Here is a 13,262-nt window from a genome sequence, read left to right as displayed (position 1 = left end):
GCACCGACAGCCCCGCCGACGCGAGCGACGGAGTCGCGCCGTCCGAAGAGACCGTCGAGGAAGCCGCACCATCAGAAGACCTCCCTGACAAAGCCGCGCCCTCCGAAGACATCCCCGGCGAACCTGCGTCGACCGAGAACGCTTCCGACGGAGAGACCGACTACGCCGTCCCGACCGAAACCGAAAGCGACGCCGAAACCGCCTGGCGCCGAACGCTGACGGAAGCGGGCGAGTTGACGCCGAGCGCGGTCGACACACTCGTGCAGATTCACGACGACCGCGGCACCCGCGCCATCGAGGCCGTCTCCGAGGGACGGGTCAAGCGCTACCGCGACTTCACCGTCGTCGTCGGCCACGAGGACGAGTACGTCGTCGAGGACGGCGGCTGCACCTGCAAGGACAGTTCGTACAACCTCGATCCCGAGGACCCCGAAGCGAGCTGCTGGCACGTGCTCGCGGTCGCCATCGCCGAGCGCATCGGCGAGGTCGACCACCACGAGATGTGGTACTCGGAAGTCCGGGACTTCCTGTAGGACACAGCGCCGGAGGCTGCCGATAGCTCCGTACCGTTTTTACGGCGTCTCGGCGAACGTCCGGTAATGCCCACGATCGACGAAAAGCGGGTCTACACCGACAACACGGGAACCGAGACAGTCTACCTCGCGACGGGGCTGGGTGTCGTCGGGGTCTCGGTCTCCGACGACCTGATCGGCGAGTTCGGGGTCGTCCGGCGGTGTCACGCGCGCGACGTCGCGACCGACGGCCCGCTGGTCGCGGCGGCGACCGACGAGGACGTGTTGCTCGCGGATCGTGCCGCGATTGGAGACGAGGACGCGCCGGTGGCGAAACTGGAGTTCACGGCGACCGGATTCGGTCCCGCGACGGCCGTCGGCTTCGACGACGGCGCGTTGCTCGCCGGCGACGAGGACGGCGGCGTCGCACGGCTCGACGCTGCGGCCGTCGAGAGCGTCGCCGCGACGGACGCCACGAGCGAATCCGACGCAACGGCGGAGACAACAGCGCACGAATCCGCGTGGACGGCGCTCGGATCGACCGACGGGGTACGCGCGATCGACGGCGGTCTCGTCGCCGCCGCCGATGGCGTCTACCGCGCGGGCGACTCCGGGCTCACCCACGCCGGTCTCGACGACGCACACGACGTCGACAGCGAGCCGCTGGTCGCGGCGGCCTCGGGGCTGTACAAACTCGGAAACGGCTGGATGGACGTCCTCCCGGGGCCGGTCGAGGCGGTCGCCGCCGCGGGGTCGCGAGCGCACGCGGCGAGCGGGGGCGACCTCTACGCTCGGGGCGATGGCGGAGACTGGAACGCCACAGATTTCCCGGTCGACGAGGCCGTCGTCGCCGTGACCCACGGCGCGGACGCGTCGTACGCGGTCACCGCGGACGGTACCCTCGGGGTTCGGCTGCCGGACGACGAGTGGCGCTACCGGGTACTGGGCGTCGGTGACGTCGCGGCGGCGACGGTGTGAGCGCGGGAGGAACGCGCCGACGCGGCCGGCACGGACGGAAAGGGGTTTTACTGCGGGTCGTGAGATACCGGTATGATCGTGCCCGGCACATCCTCGCAGTCGCTGGCGGCCGCACTCGCAGACGAATTGGGTGAACCGCTCGCTGCTGTCGAGTACGACCGCTTTCCGGACGGTGAGACGCTCGCTGCCGTCCCGTCGTTCGACGCCGAGCGCGCGGTCATCGTCGCCGCGACGGATTCGAACGACGCGTGGGTGGAACTGCTCCAGTTGCAGGACGCCGTCCGCGAAGCCGGCGCGAGCGAGGTCGTGACCGTGATCCCGTATATGGGCTACGCGCGGCAGGACCGGGCGTTCGAGCCGGGGGAACCCGTCTCCGCGCGGGCGATGGCCCGAGCAATCTCGACGGGAACGGATCGGGTCGTGCTCGTGAACCCTCACGAGGAATCGATCACCAACTTCTTCGACGTCCACGTCACCGTCTGCGACGCCGCCGGGTGCCTGGCAGAGCCGCTTCCCGAGGGCCTATCGGAGCCGCTTTTCCTCTCCCCCGACGCCGGCGCGGTCGATCTCGCGGAGGCGGCACGAACCGCGTACGGCGCCGGGGAGACGGACTACTTCGAGAAGCACCGGCGTTCGGGGACCGAAGTCGAGATCACCCCGAGCGACACCGACGCCGCGGGCCGGGACGTCGTCATCGTCGACGACATCGTCGCGACCGGGACGACGATGAGCGAGGCCGTCGCGCACCTCGACGCCGACGGGGCTGAGCGGGTCTTTGCGGCCTGTGTCCACCCGCTGCTCGCGCGGAACGCCCGGACGAAACTCGAACGGGCCGGCATCGAGCGGATCATCGGCACCGACACGCTCGAACGCGACGTCAGCGCCGTCTCGGTCGCCCCCATCGTCGCCGCCGCCGTCGAGGCGGTCGAAGCGACGTAGCGGCGGATGAGCGGCTCGTTCCCCGACTCGCGGCACGTCCTCGAACCGGGTTGCGATCGGTGCCCCGAACTCGTCGCGTGTCGCGAGTGCATCTCGTGGGGGACCGGCGACCGCGATGCGGCGGTGATGGTCGTCGGCGAGGCGCCCGGCGCCGGCGACCCGGAGGCGGCGACCTGGCGCGGCGGCAACTGGACCGGGAAGGCGTACACGACGCGGCACTCGGGGCGTCGCGTCCGCGAACTGCTCGCGGCCGTCGGCCGCCCGGACGCGTACGTCACGAACGCGGTGAAGTGTTTCCCCTGCGACGGCGAGGGGTCGAACCGGGAGCCGACCGCGACCGAGCGGGCGAACTGCCGGACGCACCTGCGGAGGGAACTGGCCACCGTCGATCCCGCTGCGCTCCTCACGACCGGCAAGCACGCGACGGCGAGCGTGCTTGCGCTCGACGGGCGGACGCTGGACGGCTTCCTCGATCGCGTGCTGGAGCCGATCGATCTGGACTGCGCCGACGCGACGGTGGTCCCGCTGCTTCACCCTTCCTACCAGGACGTCTGGCGCTCTCGACTCGATTACACCCCGGCGGAGTATCGCGCGGCCGTCCGGGAAGCGATCGACGCGGCGGTCGGATAACCCGACTGCGACGACCAGAACCTACTTCGGCGATCCGTCCGATCTATCGCGTATGAGCGACGATCCAACCATCTTCGAGCAGATCATTACCGGCGATATCCCCGGTCGCATCGTCTACGAGTCGGACACCGTGGCAGCGTTCCTCGATGCGAATCCGCTCGCGCCCGGCCACACGCTCGTGGTGCCGAAAGAGGCCTACGAGCGCCTCGACGAGATGCCCGCGCACGTCGCCACCGACCTCTGGGCCGCGGTGCAGGAACTGACCCCGCGGATCGAATCGGCGGTCGACGCCGACGCGACGACGATCGGCGTCAACAACGGGGAAGCGGCCGGCCAGGAGGTCCCGCACGTCCACGTCCACGTCGTCCCGCGCTTCGAGGGCGACGGCGGCGGCCCGATCCACGCCGTCGCGGGCGGGCGGCCGGATCTCTCCGAGGGGGAACTCGACGAGATCGCAGCAGCGATCGAGACTGTCTAGTGAGCGGCGAGAGCGGGCAGTAACAGAGCGAGCGGCGTCGATGCCGGCAAACAGCAACCGGCCGACGACACCGTACTTTTTAAATCCGAGTGGGCAGCCAGGTCGGATATGTCGGAGACAGCGACGCGAGACGTCGCGGCGTTCGTCGGCGCGACGGGCGGCGCGGGAACGACACGAACGGCGGTCGAAGTCGCCGCGGCACTCGCCGCCGACGGCCGCGAAGTCACGGTGATCGACGCCGCCTTCGCGACGCAGGGACTCGGGAGCTACGTGTCGGGACGGATCGAACCGGATCTGACGGCGCTTCTCACCGACGCGGCCGACGCGCCGCTCTCGCGAGGGAGCTACGCCCTCGACCTCGGAGAGGCCGTCCCCGGTCGGATATCCATCTGCCCCGCAAACGCCCCGTTCGAACGGCTGGCCCGCGCAAAGACCCCCGAGGCCGCCCAGCGACTCGAATCACGGATCGAAACGGCGGCGGCGCAATCTGAAACCGTGCTCGTCGACGTCCCGCCGATCGCAGCGAACCAGGCTGTCGCCGCGGTGAACGGCGCAGATCGGCACGCTGTGGTCACACCCGCAAGCGAGCGCGGTCGGGACGCCGTCGGGCGGTGTCACGACCGCCTCGCGGACCTCGGCGTCGAGGCGTCGCTGGTGGTCTCGACCCGCGGCGAACTGGAGACTGCGGACGTGGCGATCCCCGAGACGGACGCCGGCGACGAGCGCGACGCACCGGCCTGTCTGGGCGACGGCGGCGAGTTCGCTGCCGCGATCGAACGAGTCGCGGCCGCCGTAACTGGCCAGGAGATCACGATGGATGTAGATTCCGACGGCGGGCTCCTCGGAGCAGTCGGAGAGTACGTCGGTCGCTAGACGGAGGGAGCATACCAGGAAACGGCCGCGCCGACTACCGCAGGTCCGACGCGGTACTCATTGTCTCCGCGAGCGCGTCGCGCTTGGAGACGAGCGCGTCGTCCGCCAGTGGCGCAGCGGCGTCCCGGCGGACAGTCTCGGCGAGTTCGGGGATCGGATCGTGGGTCTCGACGTACGCCGCGAGCGCGAACTCCGCCTCGTCGGCGCCCGTGAGTTCGAGCGCGTCGGCGCGGGAGAGTCGCCCCTCGAGCCAGTCGCGGAGCACTTGCCGCGCCGTCGGCGCGAGCGGCGTCACGCCGTCGAACCCACAGCGGTGGAGGAGCTTCGCGGCCGTGACCGGCGCGAGCGCGGCCGCCTCCCCCGCCTCGCCGACGCGCGCGCCCGACTCGTAGCGATCGAGGACGGTACCTGCTGCCGCCGCCGTACACGGAAGGTCCGATTCGTGCTCGCGGAGACGCGCGTCGCGGTCGACGTCGGTGTCGTCGACGGTCGCGACACCCCGGTCTACCTGCTCTGTCGTCAGCTCCAGCCCTGCCGCGATCTCCGACAGTCCCATCGGTGACGACTACCCGCCCGTCGCCCCAAGAACCTTCGGGCCGATTCTCACACGCGATATTAGAACCGACCGGTTACCGGTACGTTAAACCCGACGCTCGCGGGGTCGAACCCCCGTTTTCTCCCGTCTTTAAATATCCCTTCGCGACCGAGTTTCACGTGTGATGAGTGAAGCACCCACTGCAGACGCAGAGGCGACGACAAACGCCTGCCCGGAGTGCGGCGGCCGCCCGGAGACGACGAGCGGGGAGACGGTCTGCGGCGACTGCGGACTCGTGCTCACGGAGCACCGCATCGACCACGGCCCAGAGTGGCGCTCGTTCGAAGACGACGATACGGACCCGAAGCGGACGGGGGCGCCTCTGACGCGGTCGCGACACGACAGGGGGCTCTCGACGGAGATCGGCCGCTCGACGCGCGTGAAGGGACGGAAGCGCCGGCAACTGAGCAGGATGCGCCGCCAGCACAATCGGGCGCGCATCTCCACGAAGCGCGAGCGCAACCAGGTGTACGCCTTCACCGAGATCAGACGGCTCACCGGCGCGCTGTCGCTCCCGGACCGGATTCGCGATCACGCCTGCTCGCTTTTCGACTCCGCGCAGTCGGAGGATCTGCTCCGCGGGCGCTCGCTCGAAGGGTTCGCCGCGGCCTGCGTTTATGCCGCCTGCCGGGTCGCCGGCGTCTCACGGACCGTCGCGGAGGTCGTCGACGCGGCGAAGGCGACGGAGGACGAACAGACGGCCGCCTACGACGCGATCAACCGCGAACTCGGGCTGCCTGTCGGGCCGATCGATCCCGCCGAGTACGTTCCACGCTTCGCGTCACGGCTCGGCCTCTCCGACGACGTCGAACGGCGCGCCCGCGAGTACGTGACCGAAGCCGAAGAACGGGGCATCTCCGTCGGCCGGAATCCGAGCGGCGTCGCCGCAGCCTGTCTGTACACCGCGGGGCGGGACGCCGGCGCGGATCTGACACAGCGAGAGGCAGCCGACGTGGCGGACGTGACGCCGGTGACGCTGCGGTCGACGTACAAAGAGCTCCGCGAGGAGGAGTAGCCGAGCGGGATCGCAGCGAGCGGCCCGCCCCGCCGCGTTCAGACCCGCTTTATGTCCCGAACGGCGTCGGCGACGGCGGAGACTGCGCGTGCCGCCCGCGTCGACGGCGCGGATCGGACGGCCGGGCGGAAGGATTCCAGCGTCCGACCGAGACGCGGATCGGCGGGCAGCGTGACCGCGGGCGCGCCGAGGACGTCCTCGAAGGCGTCCGTCGGCGGATTCTCGACGACGCGGTTGATCACGACTGCCACGAGCCCCGCGTCGAGTTCCCGGGCGAGTTCTCGGGCGCGGACGGCGTCGGCGAGCGCGTACGACTGCGGCGAGGCCACGACGACGCAGGCATCGGCGACGGCCAGCGGCACGCCCGCATCCGCCCGCATTCCGGCCGGACAGTCGACGACGACGTCGCCGTATGCTGCCTCGACGTCGCGCAGCGTCTCCGCGAGCGCCGTGACGTCGGCCGCTCGCGCCCCGGCGAGCGAACGGCCACACGGGAGTAGCCGGACCGGACCGCCCTCGCGAACCGCCTCGATCGGCTCCGCCCGGCCGGCGAGGACGTCGTGGAGATCCGGGCCCGGATCGATCGGGAGGTCGGCCATCCCCACGTCGGCGTCGACCACCGTGGCGTCGAGCGCCGCTCCCAGTTCGACCGAGACTGTCGACTTCCCGACGCCGCCCTTCCCGCCGGTGACCGCGAGAATCATCGTCTCCCCGTCGTTTCCGGCGTGTCAGCGGACGCGGCCTCGGATTCGACAGGCGCCGACGCGTTCGAAAGCGCCGACAGGACCGGCTCCGGGTCGGCAGCGGTCGCTCGCGCCTCAAGATCGTCGATCCGCTCTGCGAGGGCCCGGAGGGCGTCGAGGTCCCAGGCGAGAGACTCCGGCAGATCTGCGAGAGCGTCGAGACCTCCGCCGGCTTCGAGGGTCGCGGCCGCCTCCGACGCGGAAGCGTCGGTCAAGCCCTCCGCGTGTTCCACGCGGGTTTCGACTTCGGCCAGCCAGCGGTCGATCGCCGGCGGGAGGTCCGGATCGTCGTCGCCGTCGCTGTCCCCTGGCCGTCGTGGAACGTCGTTCCGGATAGTATCGTGGTTCGCGTTGCTCGCGTCGTCCGCTGTCTGGAGCGCGTCGCTTTCGCTGCCCGATCGCTCGACCTCCTCGACGATCCCCTCTGCTGCGGTTTCAAGCTCTGCGCCACGACCTCGTCCGTCTCCCGCAGTCGTCGGAACCGCGTCAGCGGGTGGTCCGGCGCGTCCGAGCGAGCGAACGGCGGCGGCGATCCGATCCGAATCGCACTCCTCACTGTCGGCGGGGCCCAGCAGTTCGACCGAGACAGCCGCCGGATTCTCACTGGTGTCGCCGTCGCGCTGCGCGTCGTTCGGAGTCGGACAGGCGTAGCCGACACCCAGGTGTCCCTCGGCGGGGATGGCGCCGTAGAAGCCGTCTCCGTCCCAGCCGGCCGCCGGGACTCCTTCGCGCCTCGGCGGGAGGACTGGGCCGTCGAGTTCGTTGGTAATACGAACGGCAAGCGCGACCGAAACGTCGCTGTGGAGTTCGACCCGAACCAGCGTGACTCCGCCGACGGCGGTCGTCGAGACCGTCTCCCGAACTGGCGTCGCGCTGTCCCCGTTCGCCGTCCCGCGGAATTCGTGTTCCGGAGACGTCCCGCGAAGTTCCTGTTCCGAAGACGTCCCGCCCCGCCCGTTCTCGGCGATCGACTGCGTCCTTGGGTCGGATAGCACGAGGCCTCTGGCGTCGGATTCGTACAAAAAACTCCGGGGCACTCGGGGGTGGCGTCACCGCACGATGACGGGGGTCTCAAGCCAATCGAACGCTGGTTCGGGACCGCCGAGAACCTCTGCGGCCCCGGCGGCGACGACGACGGGAGCAGCTACCGGGGCGATGTGGGCCACGGCAAGCGCGTCCGGAAGCTCGGAACCCGCGGCCGGGTCGGCGGCGCTGACAGCGCTGATCCGCGACGCGAACTGCCGGCGGGCGTCGCGGAACTCCGGTTCGACGGTCTCGACTCGGACCTCTCGGGCGGCGCGTTCGAGATTGCCGAGCCGGTCTTCCAGTTCGAATCGAGCGTCCCGTCCGTCACGTGCGTCCCGGGCCCGTGCTTCCAGAAGTGAGAGCCGCTGATCGGCGGCGACACGCTCCGTCGCGGCCTCGGAGAGCTCTCGGGTCGCCTCCGAGAGCGACTGCTCGGCCGCCCCGAGCGCCGCCCCGTCGTCGGTGTCGCGGAGTGCCTCCACCCGGCCGCGAATCGTCGCGACGCGCTCTCTGAGCCGTTCGGTCTCCGCGCCCGCTTCGGCGGCACGACGGCGCGCCTCGCGAAGTTCCGCGGCACCGACTTCCGGTGGCGATTCTCGAAGCGCGCCGCGCGTGGCTCGGATCTCCTCGTCGTACTCCGTCTCGATACCGCGGGCGACGGCAACCGCAGCGAGCGCGGCGCGCCGATCGAGCGAGACGTCCGGAGTGAGCGGCGATACGTGAGTGTGGACTGGCCCCGGTACCGGCGCGTGAATCCGCGGCACATCAGCCGGTGTGGGACAGCCAGCTGCGATCGCAGTGTCGAGCACCGCCGGTGAGAGCCGCGCGTCGGTGTCGACGCCGCGGAGATCGACGACCGGTCCCTCACAGGTCCTGCCGTCCGGTAGCCGGATGGAGAACTGCCGATCGGCCGTGACGGGCGTCGTGGCGGATGCCGACCTCACAGTTCCTGTCCGCGCATCTCGCTCGCCTGCGGATGCTCGGTTCCGGCCGCGAACTTGTCGTACGGCGTGCTTGGGGAGTCGCGTTCCTCGTACGCCGCGGCTGCCTCCCGCACGGCGTCGGGGGCGTCGGCGAATTCGTTGAACGGCTCCGTCCGCTGGATCTGGACGTCTTCGGCGTGACGCTCGCGGAACCGACACGCCAGGAACGCCGCGTACTCGGTCTCCCGCAGCAGCGCGGCGCGGCCGAACCGACGGACGACGGTCTCATCGTGCGCTCGACACGCGTTTCGTAACGTCTCGCGCGCCCGGCGCGAGTAAGTCACAACCAACAACACGACGACGACGACGTCTCCGTGCGGCGGTAAAACTCCACCTACATCGACGAGACGCACTTTCCTTGCATTGACGAGACGTACTTTCCTTGCATTGACGAAACGTACTTTCCTTGCATTGACGAAACGTACTTCGCTCACCTCCGCGAGACGTATCCCCCCGCAGAGAGGTACTTTCCCTATATCGGCGAGACGTCGACGTCGAGGGCGGCGGAATCGACGTCGACCAGATCGGCGATTCGATCCCGCGCCGCGGACTCGCTTTCGGCGACGACGACGAGTCCGTGGGCCTGTCCCGCGCCGGTCGCCCGGTACGGTCGCAGCCCCTCCTCGCTCTCGAAGTCGGTGGCGTACGTCCGGAGGATCCCGACGACGCGCTCTTCGGTCGCCGCGAGGTCGGCCTCGCCGGCCTCGAAGTCCCGGAGCGTTTCCTCGATGTTTCGGAGTGCGGAGATTCGGTCCATCTACGTGGTCCGGAGGTAGTCGGTTCGCGGTTCGTACACCTCGCCCTTCCGCCGGAGGTTCTCGACCTCGCTTTCGGCCTTCGCCTCGTCGAGACCGAGATCCGTCGTCGCCCGGTCGATCACCTCGTCGATGGGCGCGCCCTCCTCGTACTCGTCTTCGAGATCCTGAATCAGTCCCTTGAGATCCTTGATCCGGTCGCGCTGGTTCTTCGAGGTGCCCGTCTCGACGATGTCGGCGTCGAACTCGCCGGTTTCGGGATCCATCCCGATATCCCGGAGACACGACTCGACGATGTCGGTGACGCGGACCGCGTCCTCGCGTTCGACGGTATCCGAGAGCCGGAGCCGCGCCGACGCCTCCGAGAGCCGGACGAGGGCTTCGAGTTTCCGCGCGGTCACCGGCACGGGCGCGTCCTCGTCTGCGCCCTTCGCCCGGAAGTCGACGTAGAACTGTCGGATGACCTCCTTTGCCTCCTCGGTCATCGTCGGATAGCAGTTGCGCTTCGCGTAGGCGATGTACTTCCGCAGGAGTTCGGCGTCGATCTCGGGGGTGACGTCCTCGGTCGCGCTGTCGATCTCGTCGTCGGTGAACTCCGACGTCGGCACGTTCGTCTTCTGGGTGTGGAGTTCGCCCGCGTAGTTCGTGTTGATGATGTGCTCTGCGAGTTTGGCGTCGCTTTCGGGATCCGGGTCGTCGGTCACGGTGAAGATCAGATCGAACCGCGAGATGAGCGCGGGTTCGAGGTCGATCTGCTCGCCGATCGGCTCGTACTGGTCGAAGCGGCCGTACTTGGGGTTCGCCGCGCCGAGCAGCGAACACCGGGATTTGAGGGTGGCATTGATTCCGGCCTTGGATACCGAAATCGAGTTGTGGAGCACGACCCCCTGGCTCACGAACGTGTTCGTCGGTTCGACGGTCACGTCGTAGACCCACTCGCAGGCGTGTTCGCCCTCGTTCGGGACCGTCTCGACGTCCGTCACGCGATAATAGCGGAGGTTACAGCGCGATTCGAGCGCGTCGAGTCGGTCCGCGGCCGTTTCGAGCGCGATGTCGACCTCATCGACGGCTGCAGCCAGCATCGAGTCCCGTTCCTCCGTCGAATAGCCCCCGTTCTCGGCGTAGTGGACCGCACTCGTCGTCACACCCGAGAGGCGATCGGCGAGCTGTCGCCCGGACCAGCCGACGGTCGCTCTGAGATCCGCGAGCGTCGATGCCGAATCGAGATCGGAGCGAACGGTATCGATCCGGTCGCGGAGTGACTCTACGGCTGACCGAACCGTGCTGATCCGGGTGCCGTACCCTTCGTCGAGTATCGGCCGGTACTTCCCAGTCAGCGGAACGCCGAGCAGTCGTTTCAGCGACCGGATCTCCTCGGCGGCGCTCGTCGGGAGGACGTCGTGGTGCCGTTCCGTCGCGTTGCTCCGAGCGACGAACTCTCGGGCCTTCTCGTAGCGGTCGTCTGCCGGGTCGACGACAGCCTCGACGAACCGTTCCGTCGAATCGCCCATCACGTAGGTTTTCCAGGAGTCTTCGGCGCTGTGGTGGTGGATCCGAGACGCGACGCCGATCTTCAATAGCGCGTCCGCGTAGTCCTCCGCCAGACCGGGCGAAACGGTCGAAAACGACATCGCCTCGCTCTCGACGCCGCCGTCGCCGGCGAATGCGCCGACGAGGAACCGGCGGATTTCCTCCTCCGAGGCCCCGAGGACAGCGTCCGGTATCCGCTTTTCGGGTGACTTCCGCATCACGCCCGGGAAGTTGGACTCGAACCATCGGTAGAGCTTCGTCGACACCCACCGCTTCGTCGTCGTTCCGTGTTCGTTGACGGTGTCGGTACTATCGAGACCGAAGACGTCCGCCATCAGCCGGTCCATCCGGCCGAGGAGTCGGTCGTCCTGGTTCGAGAAGCCGATCTCGTGCGTTCGACCGCCCGAATACGAGTGGCCCTCCGCCGTCAGCAGCCCGAGAATCTCGGCCAGATCCGGCGATAGCTCCGTCGGGAGGTCGACATCGCGTTCCCGCCCACGGTGGTCCTCCTCCGCCAGCGGCTGCGGCGTCGCTGAGTTCGGGAGCTTCCGCGGTGCGGGAACGAAGTCGCCCTCGGTCACCTCTGTCGCGTCGGCGGTGCCGATCTCACCGTCTGACTCGACGAACATCGGATGTTCCGGCGTGACGAGCACGGATCGACCGTTCGAGAAGGAAACGCGGACGAACTCCTCCGGCGCCTCGTGTCGGCTCACGCGGTCGACGGGGACCTTCTCGACGTCGTTGTCGTCGAGATCGACCGTGTGGACGCCGACGTCCTCGGTCGGGAGGATCTCGCAGTCGACGCCGTCGACAACCTCGTCGGCGCGGTCGTCCATCAACGAGTCGACGAACGGCCCGATTTCGACGCGGCGGCCGTCCGAGAGAAGAATCTCCGAGGAGGGGTGATACGACTGCTGTTCCAGCGCTTCGTGCATTGCGCTTCGATCTTCCGATCTCATCTTGTCGAGTTCGTCCACAGCCGCGATCCCCTTGTCGGCCAGCACCAGCGCGCCGGCTTCGAGCGTCCACTGCTGTCCCTCGCCGAAATCGTCGCGTACAGCGGCAGCAGTAAGGCCTGCGGACGAACTCCCTTTCCCGGAGGTGTATACGGATCGGGGAGCAATATTGCGTATGTATTGAAGCATCGCACTTTTCCCTGTACCGGGATCCCCGATCAGGAGCATATGCAGGTCGCCGCGAATCCGGGAGCCGTCCGGGAGATGCTTCGTCACGCCCGAGAACAACTGGAGGATCATCGCGAGTTTCTCCTCCTCGTAGCCGTAGATGGAGGGCGCGACGGAGTCGACCATCTTCTGGTGGATGTCGGGCTCGTTCGAGAGATCGACGATCTCGGCGACGTCGGCCTCCGTGATGTTCATGTCCTCGAACTCCTCGTCTTCGATCTCGACGGCGACGCCGTCCATATAGAGATCGAAGATGGGCGTCTTCTCGTTGCCGGAGGTCTGCTGTTCGATGTGGAGCACGCCCGTGACCGAGACGTGGTCGCCGGCGGTCACTCGACCGGTGATGTCGTCTTCGAGGTCGACGTCGATGTTCTGCGGCGTCTCGCCGCCCCGCAGGCCCTCGGGGCTCTCCTGGACGCGCACCTTCTGGGCGTCGACGAACTCCGATTGATCGAAGTCGACGTGGAACGGCCCCTGCCGCTCACAGCCCTGACACTCGTGGGGTTCCTGGAAGCCGCTGTCGCTCTGGGGGATGTAGGTCATCGTCCCGCAGCGCTGGCACTCGAAGGCGGCCTCGGTGATCTTCGGGCGGACGTCCGTCGCCTTGCGGACGATCCCCTGGACCTCGATGACCCGGCCGATGTGGTCGTCGTGGACGCGGATGTCGCGGATGTCGACCGTCTCCGGGAGGTTGGTGAGCCGGACGTGCGCGCGGCCGAGTTTGACGTCCGCGGGCAGGTCATAGAGCCGGAGCGCCTCCTCGGCGTACTCCTGGTGCTGGTCGGGTTTGTTCCGGTACTCCTCTGCCAACTCCGCGTCGAACTTGTAGAGGTCGTCGTGATCGATGTACAGCGACCGCTGTTCGTTGGGGTACTTCTGGGCGAGCGTCCCGATCTCGTCGCGGTAGTACTTGCGGTAAAACTGGATGAACCGGTCGGTGATATCGGAGGGGTTCGGGGCCTGCGCCATCGCACCGGAGTAGGACCCTCATCGGGTAAGAGTCTTCGCCACCCGGAGCGGA

At 68.4% G+C, this 13,262-nt stretch carries 14 protein-coding genes; 7 read left to right on the top strand and 7 right to left on the bottom strand.

Translation table 11 applies throughout. From position 1 onward, the window contains the following. The first annotated feature begins 215 nt into the window (after window positions 1-215). From RJT48_RS01350 to RJT48_RS01325, 6 genes are all read left to right on the top strand, one after another. Window positions 216-533, top strand: a complete 318-nt coding sequence (locus RJT48_RS01350; protein ID WP_311170835.1) for a hypothetical protein — start codon at window positions 216-218, stop codon at window positions 531-533. A gap of 66 nt (window positions 534-599) precedes the next feature. Next, a complete protein-coding gene (locus RJT48_RS01345; RefSeq protein WP_311170431.1) occupies window positions 600-1,490 on the top strand; it encodes an HVO_0234 family beta-propeller protein in 891 nt (296 codons plus the stop codon). 72 nt (window positions 1,491-1,562) lie between these two features. Next, entirely contained in the window at window positions 1,563-2,429 is an 867-nt protein-coding gene (locus tag RJT48_RS01340) for a ribose-phosphate diphosphokinase (protein ID WP_311170430.1), read from the top strand. Window positions 2,430-2,435: 6 nt separating this feature from the next. Further along, window positions 2,436-3,059 carry a uracil-DNA glycosylase gene (locus tag RJT48_RS01335; RefSeq protein ID WP_311170429.1) on the top strand — a complete coding sequence of 208 codons (624 nt, stop codon included), beginning with the start codon at window positions 2,436-2,438 and terminating at the stop codon, window positions 3,057-3,059. A 52-nt stretch (window positions 3,060-3,111) separates the two neighbouring features. Further along, entirely contained in the window at window positions 3,112-3,537 is a 426-nt protein-coding gene (locus RJT48_RS01330) for an HIT family protein (RefSeq protein ID WP_311170428.1), read from the top strand. 108 nt (window positions 3,538-3,645) lie between these two features. Beyond that, window positions 3,646-4,410: a P-loop NTPase family protein gene (locus RJT48_RS01325; protein ID WP_311170427.1), complete on the top strand. Its 765-nt coding sequence runs from the start codon at window positions 3,646-3,648 to the stop codon at window positions 4,408-4,410. A gap of 34 nt (window positions 4,411-4,444) precedes the next feature. Here the strand turns inward: RJT48_RS01325 and RJT48_RS01320 are convergent, their stop codons facing one another. Beyond that, complete coding sequence (locus RJT48_RS01320; RefSeq protein ID WP_311170426.1) at window positions 4,445-4,966, bottom strand: DUF7858 family protein; 522 nt, start codon at window positions 4,964-4,966, stop codon at window positions 4,445-4,447. 163 nt (window positions 4,967-5,129) lie between these two features. Here RJT48_RS01320 and RJT48_RS01315 point away from each other — a divergent pair, with 163 nt between their 5' ends. Beyond that, complete coding sequence (locus tag RJT48_RS01315; RefSeq protein ID WP_311170425.1) at window positions 5,130-6,020, top strand: transcription initiation factor IIB; 891 nt, start codon at window positions 5,130-5,132, stop codon at window positions 6,018-6,020. A 38-nt stretch (window positions 6,021-6,058) separates the two neighbouring features. Here RJT48_RS01315 and RJT48_RS01310 read toward each other — a convergent pair whose 3' ends face one another. The 6 genes from RJT48_RS01310 to RJT48_RS01285 all read right to left on the bottom strand — a co-directional run bounded on the left by RJT48_RS01310 (window position 6,059) and on the right by RJT48_RS01285 (window position 13,210). Then, window positions 6,059-6,724 (bottom strand): MinD/ParA family ATP-binding protein, encoded by a 666-nt coding sequence (locus tag RJT48_RS01310; RefSeq protein ID WP_311170424.1) that lies wholly within the window; start codon window positions 6,722-6,724, stop codon window positions 6,059-6,061. After that, complete coding sequence (locus RJT48_RS01305) at window positions 6,721-7,758, bottom strand: DUF7857 domain-containing protein (protein WP_311170423.1); 1,038 nt, start codon at window positions 7,756-7,758, stop codon at window positions 6,721-6,723. The genes RJT48_RS01310 and RJT48_RS01305 overlap by 4 nt, the downstream gene beginning before the upstream one ends. Before the next feature lie 54 nt (window positions 7,759-7,812). Beyond that, window positions 7,813-8,733 carry a DUF7856 family protein gene (locus RJT48_RS01300; RefSeq protein WP_311170422.1) on the bottom strand — a complete coding sequence of 307 codons (921 nt, stop codon included), beginning with the start codon at window positions 8,731-8,733 and terminating at the stop codon, window positions 7,813-7,815. Continuing rightward, a complete protein-coding gene (locus tag RJT48_RS01295) occupies window positions 8,730-9,068 on the bottom strand; it encodes a DUF7855 family protein (RefSeq protein ID WP_311170834.1) in 339 nt (112 codons plus the stop codon). Before RJT48_RS01295 ends, RJT48_RS01300 begins: the two co-directional genes overlap by 4 nt. A 176-nt stretch (window positions 9,069-9,244) precedes the next feature. Further along, entirely contained in the window at window positions 9,245-9,529 is a 285-nt protein-coding gene (locus tag RJT48_RS01290) for a DUF7854 family protein (protein ID WP_311170421.1), read from the bottom strand. After that, window positions 9,530-13,210, bottom strand: a complete 3,681-nt coding sequence (locus tag RJT48_RS01285; protein WP_311170420.1) for an LAGLIDADG family homing endonuclease — start codon at window positions 13,208-13,210, stop codon at window positions 9,530-9,532. Window positions 13,211-13,262 lie beyond the last annotated feature (52 nt).

It is taken from the genome of Halobellus ordinarius (assembly GCF_031823395.1).
Classification (GTDB): domain Archaea; phylum Halobacteriota; class Halobacteria; order Halobacteriales; family Haloferacaceae; genus Haloquadratum; species Haloquadratum ordinarius.
This window is presented reverse-complemented; position numbering and strand designations above follow the sequence as displayed.

Bases quoted from the DNA above. Each gene is read 5' to 3' on its own strand.
- RJT48_RS01345 (WP_311170431.1), top strand. From the start codon at position 600: ATGCCCACGATCGACGAAAAGCGGGTCTACACCGACAACACGGGAACC.
- RJT48_RS01340 (WP_311170430.1), top strand. From the start codon at position 1,563: ATGATCGTGCCCGGCACATCCTCGCAGTCGCTGGCGGCCGCACTCGCA.
- RJT48_RS01335 (WP_311170429.1), top strand. From the start codon at position 2,436: ATGAGCGGCTCGTTCCCCGACTCGCGGCACGTCCTCGAACCGGGTTGC.
- RJT48_RS01330 (WP_311170428.1), top strand. From the start codon at position 3,112: ATGAGCGACGATCCAACCATCTTCGAGCAGATCATTACCGGCGATATC.
- RJT48_RS01325 (WP_311170427.1), top strand. From the start codon at position 3,646: ATGTCGGAGACAGCGACGCGAGACGTCGCGGCGTTCGTCGGCGCGACG.
- RJT48_RS01320 (WP_311170426.1), bottom strand. From the start codon at position 4,966: ATGGGACTGTCGGAGATCGCGGCAGGGCTGGAGCTGACGACAGAGCAG.
- RJT48_RS01315 (WP_311170425.1), top strand. From the start codon at position 5,130: ATGAGTGAAGCACCCACTGCAGACGCAGAGGCGACGACAAACGCCTGC.
- RJT48_RS01310 (WP_311170424.1), bottom strand. From the start codon at position 6,724: ATGATTCTCGCGGTCACCGGCGGGAAGGGCGGCGTCGGGAAGTCGACA.
- RJT48_RS01290 (WP_311170421.1), bottom strand. From the start codon at position 9,529: ATGGACCGAATCTCCGCACTCCGAAACATCGAGGAAACGCTCCGGGAC.
- RJT48_RS01285 (WP_311170420.1), bottom strand. From the start codon at position 13,210: ATGGCGCAGGCCCCGAACCCCTCCGATATCACCGACCGGTTCATCCAG.